Annotated in this window: 12 protein-coding genes and 1 pseudogene; 6 read left to right on the top strand and 7 right to left on the bottom strand. The window is 46.0% G+C overall.

Annotated features, from left to right (window positions below):
- Positions 1-38: 38 nt before the first annotated feature.
- From nuoC to rplU, 7 genes and pseudogenes are all read right to left on the bottom strand, one after another.
- Positions 39-1814 carry an NADH-quinone oxidoreductase subunit C/D gene (nuoC, locus tag AAEY83_RS00135; protein WP_025647209.1) on the bottom strand — a complete coding sequence of 592 codons (1776 nt, stop codon included), beginning with the start codon at positions 1812-1814 and terminating at the stop codon, positions 39-41.
- A gap of 113 nt (positions 1815-1927) precedes the next feature.
- Entirely contained in the window at positions 1928-2596 is a 669-nt protein-coding gene (locus tag AAEY83_RS00130; protein WP_025647210.1) for a NuoB/complex I 20 kDa subunit family protein, read from the bottom strand.
- Positions 2597-2753: 157 nt separating this feature from the next.
- Complete coding sequence (gene ndhC / locus AAEY83_RS00125; RefSeq protein WP_025647211.1) at positions 2754-3365, bottom strand: NADH-quinone oxidoreductase subunit A; 612 nt, start codon at positions 3363-3365, stop codon at positions 2754-2756.
- A gap of 736 nt (positions 3366-4101) precedes the next feature.
- Positions 4102-5187, bottom strand: a pseudogene (locus AAEY83_RS00120) (RNA-guided endonuclease InsQ/TnpB family protein).
- A gap of 197 nt (positions 5188-5384) precedes the next feature.
- Positions 5385-6080: an outer membrane lipoprotein periplasmic chaperone LolA gene (gene lolA / locus AAEY83_RS00115; protein WP_025647212.1), complete on the bottom strand. Its 696-nt coding sequence runs from the start codon at positions 6078-6080 to the stop codon at positions 5385-5387.
- Between the two features lie 375 nt (positions 6081-6455).
- Positions 6456-6713, bottom strand: a complete 258-nt coding sequence (gene rpmA / locus AAEY83_RS00110) for a 50S ribosomal protein L27 (protein WP_025647213.1) — start codon at positions 6711-6713, stop codon at positions 6456-6458.
- A 93-nt stretch (positions 6714-6806) separates the two neighbouring features.
- Complete coding sequence (rplU, locus tag AAEY83_RS00105; RefSeq protein ID WP_025647214.1) at positions 6807-7118, bottom strand: 50S ribosomal protein L21; 312 nt, start codon at positions 7116-7118, stop codon at positions 6807-6809.
- 479 nt (positions 7119-7597) lie between these two features.
- Between rplU and AAEY83_RS00100 the strand changes: the two genes are divergently transcribed.
- The 6 genes from AAEY83_RS00100 (at position 7598) to AAEY83_RS00075 (ending at position 19356) form a co-directional block, all read left to right on the top strand.
- Positions 7598-8620: a polyprenyl synthetase family protein gene (locus AAEY83_RS00100; protein WP_025647215.1), complete on the top strand. Its 1023-nt coding sequence runs from the start codon at positions 7598-7600 to the stop codon at positions 8618-8620.
- Between the two features lie 749 nt (positions 8621-9369).
- Positions 9370-10734 carry an efflux RND transporter periplasmic adaptor subunit gene (locus AAEY83_RS00095; RefSeq protein WP_025647216.1) on the top strand — a complete coding sequence of 455 codons (1365 nt, stop codon included), beginning with the start codon at positions 9370-9372 and terminating at the stop codon, positions 10732-10734.
- Positions 10735-10769: 35 nt separating this feature from the next.
- Entirely contained in the window at positions 10770-14045 is a 3276-nt protein-coding gene (locus AAEY83_RS00090; RefSeq protein WP_025647217.1) for an efflux RND transporter permease subunit, read from the top strand.
- Complete coding sequence (locus AAEY83_RS00085) at positions 14042-15853, top strand: efflux transporter outer membrane subunit (protein WP_025647218.1); 1812 nt, start codon at positions 14042-14044, stop codon at positions 15851-15853. Before AAEY83_RS00090 ends, AAEY83_RS00085 begins: the two co-directional genes overlap by 4 nt.
- Before the next feature lie 218 nt (positions 15854-16071).
- Positions 16072-17079, top strand: coding sequence for a porphobilinogen synthase (gene hemB / locus AAEY83_RS00080; RefSeq protein WP_025647219.1), 1008 nt, complete (start codon positions 16072-16074; stop codon positions 17077-17079).
- 243 nt (positions 17080-17322) lie between these two features.
- Positions 17323-19356, top strand: coding sequence for a UvrD-helicase domain-containing protein (locus tag AAEY83_RS00075; protein WP_025647220.1), 2034 nt, complete (start codon positions 17323-17325; stop codon positions 19354-19356).
- The last annotated feature ends 11 nt before the right edge of the window (positions 19357-19367 follow it).

Below are 19367 nucleotides of genomic sequence, written 5' to 3'. Positions count from 1 at the left end.
ACTGGTCTTTTACTTTAGTGGTTCGTAACCTAAAACAATTAGCGATCACAGTCCGCCATGACGATATCGATAGAAGCTAAGTACATAATAGCGTCTGACACTAGCGAGCCGTTAATCACCGATGGCATCTGCTGTAAGTGCGCAAACGTCGGCGTGCGAATACGGGTACGGTAGCTCATCGTCGAGCGATCTGAGGTAATATAATAGCTATTTAAGCCTTTAGTCGCCTCAACGATAGTCGCGCACTCACCAGCTGGCATCACAGGACCCCAAGAGACGGATAAGAAATGATTAATCAAAGTCTCGATATCATTTAGGGTGCGATCTTTTGGTGGTGGCACCGCTAGTGGATGGTCTGCTTTGTACGGCCCTTGCGGCATATGATCCATACACTGACGGATAATACGCATCGATTGGCGCATCTCCTCAATCTTGACCATACAGCGATCATACGCATCGCCGTTATAGCCAATAGGTACCTCAAAGTCGAAGTTCTCATAGCCCATATACGGCCGCGCTTTACGTAGATCAAAATCGACCCCTGTCGCCCGCAGGCCAGCACCCGTCACGCCCCAAGCCAATGCTTGCTTGGCGTTGTACTGTGCTACGTTTTGGGTTCGACCTTTGAGCACACTGTTTTGTAGCGCCGCTTTGACATACTCATCCAAGCGTTTAGGCATCCACTCCAAAAACTCACGAACCAAGCGCTGCCAACCACGCGGTAGATCTGCCGCTGTCCCGCCAATACGGAACCAAGCCGGATGCATCCGGTAGCCGGTCACCGCTTCAATGACGTCATAAGCTTTTTGGCGATCGGTAAACATATAGAACACTGGCGTCATACCGCCGGCGTCTTGAATAAAGGTACCGACATAAAGCAAGTTATTAGTAATGCGGAAAAACTCGCTCATCATCACTCGGATAGTCTGCGCGCGATCAGGGATAGTAATTCCCGCAAGCTTTTCAACCGACATGATATACGGCAGCTCATTCATGACCCCGCCGAGATAATCAATACGGTCGGTATAAGGGATGTAGGAGTGCCAAGTCTGACGCTCAGCCATCTTTTCAGCGCCGCGGTGATGGTAGCCGATGTCCGGAATACAATCGATCACCTCTTCGCCATCGAGCTGTAGCACTAAGCGAAACGCACCATGAGCGGATGGGTGGTTAGGACCGATGTTCAAGAACATAAAGTCCTCATCGCGGCCCGAGCGCTTCATGCCCCACTCTTCTGGCACAAACCGTAAGTTTTCTTGCTCGTATTGCTGCTTAGCGGTATTCAAAAAGTACGGCGTAAACTCAGTCGCCCGCGCATGATACTCTTTACGCAGCGGATGACCTTCCCAGTATTTGGGCAATAAAATACGAGTCAGGTGCGGATGGCCGCTAAAGACAATGCCGAACATGTCCCAAACTTCACGCTCATACCAGTTGGCATTGGGCCATATTTTGGTGGCGCTTGGAAGAGTTAAGTCATCTTCACTGAGCGCGACCTTGATACGCACATCGCTGTTGCGCTCAAGCGACATCAAGTGATAAAACACGGTAAAGTCGCTCTCTGGCAAATCACCGCGGTGCTGACGCAGACGCTCATCCATTGCCGATAGATCAAAGAGCATCACGTAGGGCTTTGGCAGCTTACGCAAGAACAGTAAAATGTCTAGCAGATCGCTGCGAGCGACCCAAACCGTTGGAATCTCATCGACAGTATGCTGCACCACAAACTTACCTGCATACTTATGCTCCAGCTCTCTGATGACGGCTGGTACCGGTTTTATCTTAGGGTTTTTGTTTTCGACTACCGTGACCATGAATGCTGTCTTCCTTCATTAATCATAACGTTTGAGCGGAACTGATTGATCAAAACCAGACTGTGCCAATTATCACTGCGCTAAGCATTACTATGCTAAATATAGTCAACGGACTAAATACTATCTGGACTACGCAAATTTTTCACCGCAATTCGATCCGCCTGCTTGCGATCACGCTCAGCCGTTAACTGCGGCTGATAAATTCCTTGATCGTTGACATGTACGCCTAGCGGGCGGCGTTCTTTGGCGATAGACTCTTGCAATAACATAAGACCTTGGATCAGTGCCTCTGGACGCGGCGGACACCCTGGTACATATACATCGACGGGAATGATTTTATCAACGCCCTGCACTACAGAATAGATATCGTACATGCCGCCTGAATTAGCACAAGCGCCCATCGAGATCACCCATTTTGGCTCAAGCATCTGTTCATACAGACGCTGAATCACCGGTGCCATCTTGATAAAGCAAGTACCAGCGACGATCATCACATCCGCCTGACGCGGTGATGCCCGAATGACCTCAGCACCGAAGCGCGACAAATCATGTACCGCGGTCAAAGTAGTGGCATACTCGACATAACAGCAAGACGTACCGAAGTTAAAAGGCCAAAGTGAGTTTTTACGGCCCCAGTTGGCAGTCGAATGTACAAGATCCTCTAGGCGACCCATAAAAACATTTTTATGAACCTCATCCTCTAACGGATCATTGACCGTTTCACGAGTTTGCGCAGGATAGGTATCTGCATCAGGATTGGCTTTGGTTAGTGTATATTTCATACCATACAACCTTTTATGAAGAGCAGTTAAGCAGCTATAAACTAAGGCCATTTAACTCTTAAGCATATAATGCTGCGACTGCTAAAAAATAGCGGGTGATGCCCAAGTTATCTTAAGCGTGATAACTCGTTTGCATATTAATAACGCCCATAAACCGTTATGAAGGCTCATCATCTGCGGCAAAATCAACAGAAGTGATATTACCGGTGGTATTAATATGATCAATGTTTTGCAAGTGACGACGATTAGCCTCAATGCTATTTGAGACATTGATCTGGCCCGATGACTGCGCCGGTACTTTACCCGTCGGATCGACCATCAACTCTTCAACACCGTTGAACTTAGTAATATCTGCTAGATTGAACCCTGCAGGCGCTGCATGCAAGCGTGCTTTTTTGCGCAGTTTATCGGCAGGTGACCAGTTCATAGCCCCTAAACTGAGCTCATAAATAAGACCGACGATGAGCACCCCGATAAATATCGCAGCCGCAGCAAAGCCTAGCCAGCCCGTTTCGCGGACTGAGACCGAATAAGCGTATAGGTATAAGGCTTCTAGATCGAAAATAACGAAGAATATCGCTACTAGGTAGAATTTGGCAGACAAACGAATGCGGGCATTGCCAGCTCCGACAACACCCGCCTCAAATATCTCTTCTTTTTGTAAGCCTTTTGCGCGCCCGCCAAGCAAGCGCGGTACGGTCAACATAAAGACAACCAGACCGATGGCGGCTAAAATAAAGGCAACTGCTGACCAACTAAAGGCAGACATGATAATACTTGCTCCTCACCCAATCGAGTGTCAGGACTTGATAAACCATGGTTAGGACACAGAACCTCTTATCATTAAGAGGAGCATGAGGGCTATGCAGCCAACATCCTAAAGCAACAATTCTATCAAGCACCGTAACGCAGACGAAAACACAGGTTCACTGTGCTGGTAATGGCCAATTATCAAGATCATTGACACCAAAAAAGAGAGGACACAGAATTTAGGTTTATCTAGCCCTAGGCTCAGATAAAAGCTGGTCATCAACCCCTTGGTATAAAGTAAAAGTGAATTTATTAAATCAATATCATATTGTGACATTTAATTGATTTAATAACTCATTACCTACAGTCAATAATGGCGCGATAACTGGCGTAAACGGTTTACACACTATACGCATATCAACGCTCAAAAGCCAGTTTTTCACTGTATTGCACGGTCATTTTATATGCTACAAAATATATCAATCCATCCACTACCCATGTTACAGCATTTTTACTATCTTCCTTTAGTACGCTAGTTTATGCTAGCTGACTTCCTTATCTATCATCGTCAAAACCTGGCAACTTATAGTACGGATGAACCGCTAATATCTTCATTCAAAAACGGCCGCTCAAAGCTTAGAGCAAGCGTCAAATTACGCGGTTATTGTAAACCAAATCCGCTCAATTGCAACCTGCCAAATGTGACGAGTCAACACATTGACTTCCTCCCCGACCTAAAGGAACGGGGATTTCTACTAAAGACGGTCAAGCCCGACCGCAAGGATGTTCTTAGCGGCATTGATATCTCTATCATGCACTGTGCCACACTCAGCACAAGTCCATCCTCTTATTCCAAGATCTGCTCTACCTTTCGGACTACTGCCACTTATTTTAAGGCAGTACGAGCAGGTCTGGGTAGTGTATCTCTCATTTACGATCTCTAAATGACAACCTGCATGCTTGCATTTATATTCCAGTTGTCGTTTGATCTCAAACCATCCTGCATCGTATGTCGATTTAGCCAGTTTGGTTTTTTTAGTTGTAAATGAGCGTGATTTAACATCACCGACCACAATTAAGCTGTTATCTTTAACAAGCTTGGTGGTAAATTTATGAATTAAGTCTAATCTTGTATTTTTAATTTTTGCGTGGATTGCTTTAGCGCGGTTTTTATTCTTAGCACGCTGGGCTACTGCTAATTTATTCGCCCACTTTTGCGTTTGCTTAATGGTTAGCTTGTCGCCATTTGATGTGGTAGCAGACTCTGTTAAGCCTAAATCAATACCAACTTGGCCAGTGCCGCACTTAATCTTTGGAAATTCTTTAACGGTGACACAGGCATACCAGTGACCACGATTGTCTTGTACCAACTCGCAAGTATTGATGCTGTACAGGGCTAGGTTATAGCTGTCCCACATATCAATGATCAGCTTTTGACGGTTAGCTAAGCTAAATTGCAGGGTGCTTTTTAGAGACTTTTTACCGCTTTGGCGCGTACTGATATGCTTAATCGCGGTCTTTTTAAAAGGAATCCAGCCAAGAGATCTACGTTTGGCTTTAGGGTTATTGGTACGCCAGTTGAGTTTGGCTTTTTTAAACTGTTTACGGGATTTAGCGTGAACCTCACTAATCGCTTGCAAGGTTTGACTGTGCAAGTTTAAATACTCGCCACTACCTTTGATATAAGCGGCCAAGTCATAGGCTGAAAAGAATTTGCCTGTGCGCTTAAGATGTTTAAAACTTAGCTCATTAACGTAATTCCAGACAAAGTTAACCGCCCCAGCTCAGATATTAAGCTGAGTGGCGTGTTTGTCTTTGATGCGTAGCTTGAGTGTTTTCATGGGATAATTATGATCTCAATGTATTTGGTTATCAAGGGGTTCGCCATACTGGGCGACAATGACTGACGCCTGATATCCACGTCCTAGAAGAACGGGATTTTACGGCGTTAGATGATAAAATAGGAGCAGACCTTACATCGGTCTGCTCCCTCTATACACTAGCTATCTTTTATTGATTCATAAACAATCAGCATTGCTTATTGATTGATGACATCAACACCTTTAGGCGGGGTGAATTTAAATTGGCCACTACCCAAATTAGGGTTGAGCTTGATGTTACTAAACTTGATAGACGTGGTTTGTCCTAAGTTATCATTGAGTACCATCATCACAGGCTTGCCGCCACTAAAGCTCATAGATAAGTTTTTGAAACTCGCATCACTCGCTTTTGGATAGAGCACATAGTAGTTTTTATTGGCGTAAGGTTGGGTGATTTTGAAGTTCTGGGCGATTTTATTGGGATCGCCTGATAATAATAGCGCTGGCGTATTACCCACTTGGCTATCTACCGTCTGCTTAGTCGCTTGCTCTAAGTCCTTGTCGTACACCCACATGGTACTACCATTAGCGACGATAAGCTGTTGAGACGGTGATTTTGTCTCCCAGCGAAAGTTATTCGGGCGCTGCACGCTCATTGACCCTTTAAAAGTGCCACTATTAGCGCCTTTTGTGGTTTGTGAAAAATCAGCGCTCATGCTCTTAGTGTTTGTCAATAAGCGATTTAAACGCTTGGCCGCTTGTAGGCTATCTGCTGGTGCAGCATTCGCCGTTTGAGTCATAGCGACCATAGGCGCAGCTACTCCTAAGCTGGTCATAAGCACGCCTGCTAATGCGCCACTCATTATTTTTTGTTTTGTAGTTGGCTTCATTGTCTCTTGCTTGCTCACTGTCATCGTAATTATCCTCTCTAAAGTTATAAAATAAAAATGAGTCATCATTTAAAGGTAATGATAAGTCTTAATAGCAACTGCGCTTTTGTGTTGTCATTAGTTTTACATACATTTTGCAAACTTAGTTTTTGAACACTCGCTTTGAATACGTAGTCTTTTAAGCTGCGCTATTAAGCAATGAAGACAGTCTGCCAGTTTTTTTATTACGCGCCTAGACATGATTTGCAATAATTACTACGCCTGCCATACACGCTTGTAACTGCTACTAAGACGGATTAAGTCCAGCCATAAAAAAACCCTACTACCAAATAGGCAATAGGGAATTTTTAATCATTTAGCCATCAGCGAATTATTAAAAAACGCAGGCAATATTAATGATTATGCGCTTTCAACAGTCACATAGCGACGGTTAAATTTACCTTTGGTCTCAAACTTTACAACACCATCATTTAGTGCAAATAAAGTATGGTCACGACCCATGCCAACGCCTTCGCCGGCGTGGAATTCTGTACCACGTTGACGAACGATGATGTTACCAGCAGTGATGGTTTGACCACCAAAGATTTTTACACCAAGCATTTTTGGGTTTGAGTCACGACCGTTACGGGTTGAGCCGGCAGCTTTTTTATGTGCCATGGATAATTCTCCTTGTTAATATGACTTATCACTGAGGTGATAACTCTTAAGCTTTTAGTGCGCTATTTATTATCAATAAATGATAATAGCTAATTAAGCATTAATCGCTTTGATTTTTAACAAGGTGTACCACTGACGGTGACCTTGCTCTTTGTGATAATGCTTACGGCGGTTGTGTTTGATGATACGGATTTTTTCACCGCGACCATGCTCAACCACTTCGGCTTCTACGCTTGCGCCGTCAACGATTGGTTGACCGACTTTTACGTCATCGCCGTCAACAACCATTAAAACATCTTCAAATTTGATTGTTTCGCCTTTCTCTGCTTTAAGCAATTCAACTCTTAGCAATTCGTCGGCTACGACACGGTGCTGCTTACCACCACTTTTGATTACTGCGTACATTGTCTGACTCCGTTTAACCCGTGTGCCGTGGTAGATATTATACCTACGCTTCAATAACGAACACGACAGGGAAAAATTAAAGGCGTTATTTTACGTTTTCTGAATGATAAAAGCAAGCCGATTGTCTGGTTTTAGCAGCGCGTATTAGGTCTTATCATCTTAATAATCATAGCGATAGCCTAGCTAGCCTTAAGCGTAGTATTATAGCTCATTAAATCAATGACATATAGCTTATTTTATTCCATACTTATTCAATAGCTATTTCTGTTTTTTATTGAGACGGTTTAATAGCTATTATTTAGCAACTACTCTATAAATTTCACTTAGTCTGACGCTATGACGCAATATTGTCGATAGCAATGAGCTGGCTGCGGCCTAATGACTAAAGCCAATAACACATATTAATCACCAATTAACCAAATAGGCTGTGCTATTATAGGCAAATCTTAAAACTCATCTAATAAATACGACTCTACATTATGACCAGCACCTCTTTAGCTTCTTCAGACCTTGCCTCTCAAGCGCCTAATTATACGGACATTCAAAGCATCGTCGCTCATGATTTTGACATTATGGATGAGCAAGTCTTTGGTAGTCTCAATTCAAAAGTACAATTGGTGATGAGCGTCTCAAAGCATGTGATTGATGCCGGTGGCAAACGCATGCGCCCGCTTATTACCCTATTGTGCGCGCGTATGTTCAACGACGCGCCAAGCGAACAAGCGATGCATCTAGCCGCTATTACGGAGATGCTGCATACGGCCACGTTAGTACATGACGATGTCATCGATGAATCTGGTCAGCGCCGCGGCAAGCCCACTGCTAATGCCACTTGGGATAATGCCACTGCAGTATTAGTGGGCGACTATTTGATCGCTCGCGCCTTTAATTTATTGGTTGGCTTTCAAAGCTTAGAGCTGCTAAAGCTGTTCTCTGATGGCACTTGTGATATCGCTGAAGGTGAAGTATTACAATTACAGCATCAGCATAATCCAGCGGCGACAGAAACCGACTATCTCAATATTATCGACGGTAAGACCTCACGCCTATTTATGATGGCGACCCAAGGCGCGGCTATTTTGCAAGGACAAGAGCAGCATCTACAAGCCCTAGCTGATTTTGGTCAGCATTTTGGTAATGCCTTCCAGATTATCGATGATGTGCTTGATTACAGCGGCGATAGTGAGCTGATGGGCAAAAACTTAGGCGATGATTTGAGTGAAGGTAAGCCAACGCTACCGACTATTAAGGCGCTTGAGCTACTCAAAAACAGTGACAAGCAAGGTTATGAGCAGCTGCGTATCGCCGTACAAACGGGGAAAACGCCAAATGCTGAGCAGCTTATCGAGCTCGTCCGCAGCTCAGGGTCGCTTGATTATTGTACCAAGCGGGCGTTAGAAGAGACCAGATTGGCACAGCAAGCACTCAGCAGCTTACCTGACAACCGTTATCGTCAAGGTCTGTACCAGCTGACTGAGCTCGCTAGCGCACGATTGGTATAATGACATATGAATCGTCTGTGTTATTAGCTAATTGAGACGGCTCATTTTTTAGCAGCGTTTTTGAGCAACCGAGCCATAAATATTCATTGATCAAAAGCAACAGTCTCTAAAAAGACACCCTCTTAAAACGGGTGTGTCAGTCAAATAGTTACCTTTCTTTAAGTTTCATAAATCCTGACGGTACTATAATTGTGTCAGGATTTTTTAATGGTTAAATGCTGATTGACCACGCTCATTAGAGGCTACTGACTGGTCTAAGTCGCTATATTTTAAAGATCATAATTAGGGGTTGATAAATTAGTCAATTTGTTGACAAAGCAGATTTTTGGTGGTTTTAAAACCTCAATAACACTATGGCTTTACAATTATAACAAAAAATTACAATAAATTTGCATAGCGGGTTGTATATCTTCTTATTAGCTGCTGGTTGGTGTAGCGGTTACTATGGCGGGATTTTATTTACTCAGCGAGCACAGTGCGGTCAGTTTTTGTCAGCTTTCCTATCGTGAATCACTTGACTGCGGGGTAAACCCTATAGTTTATAATAATGCCTTAAATTTACTTGACGTCCTATAATTAGCTAGCGGTACTGCCCTATTTATCAATTTTATCAATAGCTTCTTATTTTTTGGCTATAAACTTCTATAAAGTTTATTATTGCTCTTCGAAAAATAAGCTATTTTTTGATTATGATACGCTCTACCTCTATATCTTTTATTCTATATTTTACTACTCTACCGAGGACCTTGATGAAGCATTCTTATCTTGCGCTTGTAATAGCATCTGTACTATCGGCTACAGTACTGGTCGGCTGTGACAATAAAGAAGACGCCGCTGCGGGTGAAAACGCTCAGCAGCAGATGCCGCCCGCTGTCGTCAACGTCCAAACTGTCAGCTTTGATACTGTGCCTCAAGTTCAGACTTTCTCTGGTCGTACTGCCGCTTATCAGACGGCTGATGTACGCCCTCAAGTCAGCGGCGTAATTGACGAAGTACTGTTCCGTGAAGGCAGTAACGTCAAAAAAGGCCAGCCGCTTTATCGTATCAATACTGACAACTACACGACCTCGGTCGCTAGTGGTCAAGCGGCGGTCGCGCAAGCACAGGCTAATCGCCAAACCGCTATCGCCAATAATGCCAATGCTAAAGCAGAGTTAGCCAGTCGCCAAGCCTCATTAGCACAAGCGATAAATGACTTTCAGCGTCTAAAAGGCTTGGTTGAGATTGACGCTATCTCCAAGCAGCAATATGACCAAGCGCAAACTGCCGTACGTACAGCGCAAGCGGCTCTAGAGAGTGCTCGCGCTGCAGTCGGACAAACTGAAGCGAGCATTAGAAGCGCTGAGGCTGGGATTAAAACCGCGCAATCAAACTTAGATGCTAGCGCTTTGGATCTCAATCGTACTATCGTACGCGCCCCTTTAACTGGTCGTAGTGACCGCTCAAGCGTTACTGCAGGAACCTTAGTTAACGCTAGTCAATCTGAGCCTTTAGTGACGATTTCGCGCTTAGACCCTATCTATGTCGATATCAGTCAGTCGTCATCCGAGCTATTGCAGCTTCGTCAGCAGATAGCTGAAGGTAAAGCGCAGGCGGGTATGAACTCTGTCGAGCTGGTCCTAGAAGATGGCTCAGTGTATCCAGTGCGTGGCAAGCTTGCGCTGTCTGAAGCTAAAGTCGATCAATCTACTGGCGCGGTGACTCTACGAGCTATCTTCTCAAATCCTAATAACGTGCTACTGCCAGGTATGTATGTCTCAGCGCGTCTGACTCAAAGCGTCATTCCTAATGCAGCCTTAGTGCCGCAAAGCGCTGTAATGCGTACGCCTAAAGGCGATTCACAAGTCTACATCGTTGATGAAAACAATCAAATCCAAGTCCGTCCCGTTACCATTAATGGTACTTATGATGGTCAATGGGTGGTCACCGATGGCTTAAGTAGTGGCGATAAGCTAGTGGTTATAGGCGGCTCTAAAGTTAAGCCTGAGCAGGAGGTCGTGGTCAAGCCGTTAGAAAACGCTAATGGTGCACCTGCAACGCCTACCGCCAAAACACCACAGCAAGCTGCGAAAACGGTAGCTGATGACACTTCTGAGCAGGACACTGCTAATTAATTCCATTCAAAGATAGGAAGACCTAGGGATATACTATGTCACGTTTTTTTATTGATCGCCCTATTTTTGCATGGGTGTTGGCCATTTTGGTCATGCTTATCGGGGTAATCTCGGTTGTTAATTTGCCGATTGAGCAGTATCCGCGTATCGCACCGCCCACCGTTTCTGTTAGTGCCACTTATCCTGGTGCAAACGCGCAAACGGTCGAAAACTCTGTGGTGCAGATTATTGAGCAGCGCATGAAGGGCCTTGATGGTCTGATGTATATGTCATCGACGAGCTCCTCAAACGGTAGCGCTTCAGTGACGCTTACCTTTGAGAACGGTACCGACCCTGATACGGCGCAAGTACAAGTACAAAATAAACTGCAAGCGGCGATGAGCTCGTTGCCTGAGGCTGTTCAGCGTCAAGGTGTCAACGTCAATAAGTCCTCCAGCAGCTTCTTAATGGTGCAGGCATTTATTTCTGAAGATGGCAGTATGGATCGTGCTGATATTGCCGATTACATCAACTCAAACGTCGTCGATCAGCTTAGCCGCGTAGAAGGCGTGGGTGAAGTGCAAGTGTTTGGCTCCTCTTATGCCATGCGTATCTGGCTAGATCCTGCGCGATTGCGTAGCTATAACATGATGCCATCTGACGTGGTCAGCGCTGTACGCGCGCAGAACGCACAAGTCTCAGCTGGTCAATTAGGACAGGCGCCAGCCGACACTGATCAGCAGGTTATCAATGCCACCGTCAGTGTACAAAGCTATCTGCAGACTCCAGAAGAGTTTAGAAACATTCTACTAAAGACAGACAGCTCAGGCGCGCAGGTACGTCTCGGTGACGTCGCAGACGTAGAGATTGGTAGTGAAAACTATAGCATCATCTCCTTGTATAACGGTCAAGAAGCGGCAGGTCTAGGTATCTCATTGGCTGCAGGCGCAAACGCGCTAGAGACCCGTGAGGCGGTCGGCGCACGTATGGCCGAGCTAGAAACCAACTTTCCAGCAGGCCTAAGCTCTGTTGTGCCTTATGACACCACGCCGTTTGTGCGTTTGTCTATTGAGCAAGTGGTCAATACGCTTATCGAGGCGATTGTACTCGTCTTTATCGTGATGTTTGTCTTCTTACAGAACTGGCGCGCCACCATCATTCCTACTCTTGCCGTTCCTGTCGTTTTGCTAGGTACTTTTGCTGTACTGTATATCGCAGGCTTTAGTATCAACGTCTTGACGATGTTTGCGATGGTACTCTCCATCGGTCTACTGGTTGATGATGCGATCGTTGTTGTCGAAAACGTCGAGCGAATATTAGAAGAAGACCCTGATATTTCGGTCAAAGATGCCACCGTTCAGTCGATGGGCGAGATCAGTAAGATCGTTATTGGTATTGCGCTGATTTTGTCTGCCGTATTTGTACCGATGGCCTTCTTTGGGGGATCGACAGGTGTTATTTATCGTCAGTTCTCTATCACCTTGATCACGAGCATGGCGCTGTCAGCCATGGTGGCTCTAATCTTCACCCCTGCCCTATGTGTGACCTTGCTAAAACGTGGTAAGAGCCATGAAAAAGGCAGTACTGAACAACAAAAAGGCTTCTTTGGCTGGTTCAACCGCGGCTTCTTTAAACTCAGCCGCTCTTATGAAAACTTCGTCGGCAAAAGTATTCGTTTTAAGTGGTTGTACCTGATCGGCTATGCCGCCATCATCGGTATTATGGCCGTTGTCTTCTTACGTATTCCAGGTTCGTTTTTGCCAGAAGAAGACCAAGGTATTATGTTCACCTTAGTCCAGCTTCCTGCTGGCTCCACGCTAGATGAAACACAAGACGTGCTCGATAAAGTCAGTAATTATTACGACACGCAAGAAGGCGACAATATTGCCTCTGTCTTTACCGTTGCTGGTTTTAGTTTTGCAGGTCAAGGCCAAAACATGGGTCTGGCATTCGTTCGACTGTCAGATTGGGAGGAGCGCTCTGGGGAAGAGAATACCGCACAAGCGGTAGCAGATCGCGCGATGGGTTATTTCTTTACCCAGTTAAATGAAGCGCAAGTTTTTGCTATCGTACCGCCTGCGATTACTGAGCTTGGTAATGCTAGTGGTTTTGATTTGATGATACAAGATGTGGGCAATCTCGGTCATGATGGCCTACTCGAAGCCCGTAATATGCTGCTAGGTATGGCTGCACAAAACGAAAATGTGGCAGGCGTACGTCCTAATGGTCAAGAAGATGCACCGCAGCTCAAAGTCAATATCAATCAAGAACAAGCCGCCGCTTATGGTCTATCTTTAGGCAGTATCAATAGCGTTATCTCGACCGCCTGGGGCTCAAGCTACATCAATGACTTTATCGATCGTGGTCGTATCAAGCGTGTCTATGTTCAAGGTGAAGCCAGTAGCCGTACCAATCCTGATGACATCGGTAAGTGGTATGTGCGCGGTGAAACCGGTAACATGGTCTCTTTCGATGCTTTCTCAAGTAGCGAATGGCAGTCAGGCTCACCGCGTCTGACGCGTTATAACAGCTTACCTTCGATGAATATTCAAGGTAATGCGGCACCTGGTCTTAGTACTGGTGAAGCCATGTCAGCTATGGAGAACATGATCAGTCAGCTCCCTGAAGGTATCGGTTACGAATGGACTGGGCTATCACTTGAAGAACAAAAATCAGGCTCGCAAGCTCCTATGCTTTATGCGCTATCGATTCTAGTCGTATTCTTGTGCTTGGCGGCACTATATGAGAGCTGGTCTATCCCCTTCTCTGTCCTATTGGTTATCCCGCTTGGGGTATTGGGTGCGGTGATATTTACGTGGTTACGCGGTTTTGCTAACGACATCTACTTGCAAGTGGGTCTACTCACCGTCGTTGGTTTGTCCGCCAAAAACGCCATCTTGATTATTGAATTTGCCAAAGAACACCAAGAAGAAGGCTATAGTCTCAGAGAGGCCGTTATGACCGCAGCACGTCAACGTCTGCGTCCAATTATCATGACCTCACTTGCCTTTGGGCTCGGTGTTGTGCCATTATTCTTGGCGAACGGTCCAGGCTCAGGCAGTCAGAATGCTATTGGTACCAGTGTGGTCGGTGGTGTCTTAACCGCTACCTTCCTCGGCATCTTCTTTATTCCGATGTTCTTTATTTGGGTGCGTAGTTTGTTCCCTTATAAAGGCAATGAAGCTCACAATGGTAAAGGGGATGATGATAACCATCCAGGTGGTAACGGCGGCGGTGATAATCCGGTCCCATCTGCCCCTACAGAAGATAAGCAATCATTAACTCCTCCTGCGAGTTATCAGCCTGTAAGCCTTGGAGATAATACACAATGAGTTCTTTATTCTTAACCTCTAACTCAGCCGTAAGAGCGATAAGCTCTAAAGCTTTACTAGCTACTGGTAAATCATCGCGCCTACTTGGCCTCAGCGTGTTAGCTCTGAGTATGGCCGCTTGTAATACTATCCCTAAAGCAGATACAAGCCCCGTTCTCGCCGAACCTAACCTGCCGATTGAGCAAGCTTATGGCGCTTTTGGTGATGAGACTGTCAGCACCTCTGAGCAGCCTAGTATCGCCGGACAGCGTTGGCAGGATTTTTATAGCGATGAGCGTCTTAAAAGGTTAATCGCTTTAGGTCTTAGCAATAATAAAGACTTTGAGAGTGCCCGTTTGGCTATCGAAAAAGCGCGAGCGCAGTATCGTATTACCGATATCAACGACTTGCCAACTATCAATGGTCAAGCAGAATACTCACGCCAAAGCCAATCCTCTCCGCGCGTTGAGACGCCTTTTGGCAGTACTGGCGGTAGACAGACGACAGATAGCTACAGTGTCAATCTCGGTTTGGCAAGCTATGAGCTGGACTTTTGGGGCCGAATCGATAGCCTAAAAGATCAAGCGTTGCAGAGATTTTTGTCAACGACGGCAGCCAAAGACTCTATTCAAATTAGTCTGATTAGTAACATCGCGCAGAGCTACGCGAATCTTAGCTATAGCTTAGCGCAGCTCAAACTCGCCGAGGCAACTGTTGAGAGCCGTGAGCGCTCGTTGTTTATTGCGCAAGAGCGCTTTAAAGCTGGTATTGATCCTAAGCTGCCTTCCTTGCAATCTGCAGCAGCTTTAGAGAGTGCAAGACTTGCGGTACTACGTGCGCAAAGCAGTATTTTGACCTCCAGAAATGCTCTGCAGTTCTTATTAGGAGCGCCGGTACCTACTGAGCTTATCCCAGCACCCGCTGTCAGCAATATCACCAATCACGAGGTGTTTAGTGCCGGTTTGCCAAGCGAGCTGCTACGCTATCGCCCTGATGTATTACAAGCGGAATACGATCTAAAAGCCGCGGGCGCAAATATCGCTGTCGCCCGTGCCGCTTATTTCCCAACGATAAGCTTAGCCAGTAGCGTTGGTGTCCGTAGCGATGGCTTGAGCGACTTGTTCGATAATGATGCAGTCGGCTGGTCATTTGGCCCTAATATCAGCGTACCCATCTTTGATGCTGGGCGTTTGGATGCAAACTACGATGTCGCACAAATCGAGCGCGAACAAACGCTTGCCAGCTATGAGCGCTCAATTCAAACGGCGTTCCGTGAGGTCTCCGATGTGCTCGCTACTCGCGCAACTCTAGGCGAGCAGCTCGCAGCTCAGTACCGCCTGCAAGATAACTTTGATCAGACTTATGAGATTGCTGATGCACGCTTTAAAGCTGGTATCTCAAACTATCTCGATGTCCTTGATGCTCAGCGCTCATTGTTTGACACTCAACAAGGCATTCTAGATTTAGAGCTACAAAAAATCATCAGTCAAATCGAGCTATATCAAGCGCTTGGCGGCGGTGCCAATCTCGATACACCTGTCGCGATTCCGGTTCCGCAATATACTAACTTGGCCCAAGTTGGTACTTTATTAACCAAAGATGCCGAGTCGCAAGCGGCCTATGCTATCGACGCTGCTAGCTCAGCGCGAGTAGCTGCAGCACCAGAAGCCGCCGCTATCAAACAAGCACAGACGCCTGTGAAGGTTGACTTTGAGCCGACTGCGATTGTCGATATCGATAATGACAACGACGCTGATGCAGCGGTTGGGGTATTGACTGAAGAGACACCTACTGAGCAAGTACCAGTGCCACAGATTGTCACTCCATAAAGATGGTTATATAACATTTGGTAACTAGCTAGCGTATTATTTTTATAACAATTAGCTCTACCTTCTTGGTGGGGCTTTTTGTTGTTATGTGCTACCTTTAGTAGTTATATATAGATAGTAGCTATATATAAAAGCTAAAAATTTTAGCTGCATCTGATGCTTTACTTATTTAATGATTACCCCTCAAACTCACTAAAACTAATAATAAGGAAAAAACAATGTCTTATACGTTTAATCGTCAATTCCCCGAGACTCGCCTGCGCCGCTTGCGCTACAACGATAATATCCGTGCTATGATTCGTGAAGTCGAGCTTCACCCCAAACATTTCATAGCCCCAGTATTTGTATTAGAAGGTAGCAATCAGCGCGAGGCCATCGCCAGTATGCCGGGCGTTGAGCGCTTATCGATAGACCTATTGATTAATTATGCCAAAGAGCTTTTAAGCGAGGGCGTGACGACTATCGATATTTTCCCTGTTATTGACAACTCGCTAAAAACTCCTGATGGCAAAGCGGCCTATGATGAGAATGGGCTAAGCGCGCGTGCCGTAGCAGCACTAAAAGACGCAGTGCCTGAGATGGTGGTGATGACCGATGTGGCGCTCGACCCTTATACGTCACACGGTCAAGACGGCTTGCTTGATGACAGTGGTTATGTGGTCAATGATGACACCGTTGAGGTACTCGTCAAGCAAGCACTCGTCCATGCTAGAGCTGGCGCTGATATCATCTCTCCAAGTGATATGATGGATGGCCGTATCAAAGCCATGCGTGATGCCTTTGAAAGCGAAGGTCTTGTCAATACCGCTATCATGGCTTACTCTGCCAAATACGCTTCTGCTTATTATGGGCCGTTCCGTGATGCAGTCGGTAGCGCCGGCAACCTAAAAGGCGGTCATAAAAAACAATACCAGATGGACTTTGGTAACCGCGCTGAAGCTTTGCACGAAGTGGCGATGGACATCAATGAGGGCGCAGATATGGTGATGATTAAGCCTGGTCAGCCCTATCTCGATCTGATCCGTGAAGTCAAAGACACCTTTGGCGTACCGACTTTTGCCTATCAAGTCTCCGGCGAATACGCGATGCACATGGCAGCTATTCAAAACGGCTGGCTGACTGATGCGGTGATCCTAGAATCGCTTATTGGTTTTCGCCGCGCCGGTGCCGATGGTATCTTGACTTACTTTGCACTTGAGGCAGCTCGGCAGTTAAATAATGCTTAATATGGAGTAAAGGTGTTAAGTCCAATAAAACAAAATAGCGCCAATTGATTCCGTTCAGTTGGCGCTTTTTTGTGCACACTCCGTTAGCTATCTGCTCCCAAAAGTCAGCACTTTTGCTTTATAATAGCTCACCTAATTTTGATAGCTTCTGTTAGCTATCAACCCGTTATCTACCGAATTTTATTACTAAAATTTGTGATCCTTGCTATCTCGCGTTCGTAACCTCTGTCCAAAAGGTAATCTATGAGTCAACTCAATCCTCGACAACAAGAAGCCATGCTCTATGTATCAGGGCCGCTACTGGTATTGGCTGGCGCAGGCTCGGGTAAAACTTCAGTGATTACCCGTAAGATTGCTTATCTTATCGAAGAGTGTAATACGCCAGCCGAGCGTATCACGGCGGTAACCTTTACCAACAAAGCGGCGCGCGAGATGAAAGCACGGGTCAGCAAATTACTGCCTAGTGAGAAGACCCGCGGGCTAACGGTCTCAACCTTTCACCAATTTGGCTTGCAGTTTTTGCGTTATGAGCTGATTCATACTCCGCTCAAGGGTAACTTCTCTATCATGGATAGCGATGATAGTAAGCGCCTACTTATGGAGCTGATGATGCGCGATAACTTATCAGGCGCAGAGAGCCGCGAGCTGGTGGGTAAAGCCATTAAGATGATCTCCGATTGGAAAAACGACTTGGTTGAGCCTGAGCAAGCGATGGAGACGCTTGATGATCCTGAAGATATGATTTTCGCCACGCTTTACGCCTTATACGAGCGTAACCTACGCGCTTATAATGCCGTGGATTTTGATGATTTGATCGTGCTGCCAACCAAGATACTGCGTGAAAACCGCGAGCTGCGTGATAAATGGCAAAACCGTATTCGCTATTTATTAGTCGATGAGTATCAAGATACCAATACTGCCCAGTATGAAATGATTAAATACCTAGTGGGGCCGCAGGGACGCTTCACCGTGGTGGGCGACGATGACCAATCGATCTACGCTTGGCGCGGGGCCAAACCTGAAAATATGGCGCTGCTCAAAGAAGACTTTCCAAAACTCAAAATCGTCATGCTTGAGCAAAATTACCGCTCTACCAGTCGTATCCTAACGTCAGCCAACGCGGTCATTACCCATAACGAGCATCTATTCGAGAAAAAACTATGGTCAGATAAAGGTGAAGGCGAAAAAATTCGTATTATTAACTGCCGCAATGACGATGATGAAGCCGAGCGTGTCGCCAAAGAGATCGCCACGCATAAACTGCGTTTTGGTAATGAGTGGGAAGACTACGCGGTGCTGTATCGCAGTAACTTTCAGGCGCGAATGCTAGAGGCGAATCTGCGTCAGCTACAAGTCCCTTATAAATTATCAGGCGGTCAGTCGTTTTTTTCGCGTAGCGAGATCAAAGATATCATGGGCTATCTGCGCTTGATTCTAAATCCCGAAGACGACAGTGCTTTTTTGCGCATCATTAACACGCCAAAACGCGGTATGGGGCCTGCGACCCTTGAGAAATTAGGCCTGTTCTCGCAAGAGCACAGTATCTCGCTACTTGCTTCGTGTACTCATGGCGGCTTGAGTCATGTATTACCGAGTAAGGCTTATGGTACGCTAAAAGAGTTTGGCGACTTTATCGAGCATTATACTCGTGAGCTCGATCAACATCCTGACCCGGTTCCTATCGTCCGGCAGATGATTGATGAGACCGGCTATATTGATTTTGTGCGTAGTGACGCAAAAACCCCGCAGCAAGAAAAAAACCGCATCGATAATATCGAGATGCTTTATACCAGTATTCAGTCCTTGATCAATCGCGCTGAAGACGATGAAGATCGCACTATCGATACTATCATTCGTAAATTAGTACTGCTTGATATGCTCGAGCAGCAGCAAGAAGAAGAGAATACCAATAAAGTTAATCTGATGACGCTGCACGCAGCAAAGGGCCTTGAGTTTAACTACGTCTATATCATGGGTCTTGAGGAAGAGATGCTGCCGCACCGCAACTCAATCCTCAGCGAAACTATTGAGGAAGAGCGGCGCTTGATGTACGTCGGTATCACTCGGGCGCGCCGCGAGCTGACTTTGACTTTGGCCGCTCAGCGCCGTGCCGGTGGGCAGATGCGCGTCACCTCCGAGTCGCGGTTTTTGGATGAGCTGCCAGAAGATCATATCGATTGGCCCGCTAAGGCGAAAAAGAAAAAAGCCACCAAAGATCCCGCCGCTGTCGCTGATGAGTATCTAGCCAATATTCGAGCACTACTGGGTAATCGTTAGCAGTGCATTAG

Source organism: Psychrobacter sp. TB20-MNA-CIBAN-0197, from assembly GCF_040309765.1.
In the GTDB taxonomy this organism is placed as follows: domain Bacteria; phylum Pseudomonadota; class Gammaproteobacteria; order Pseudomonadales; family Moraxellaceae; genus Psychrobacter; species Psychrobacter submarinus.
Note: the sequence above shows the minus strand (reverse complement) of the source record. Positions and strands in the feature narration are given on the sequence as shown.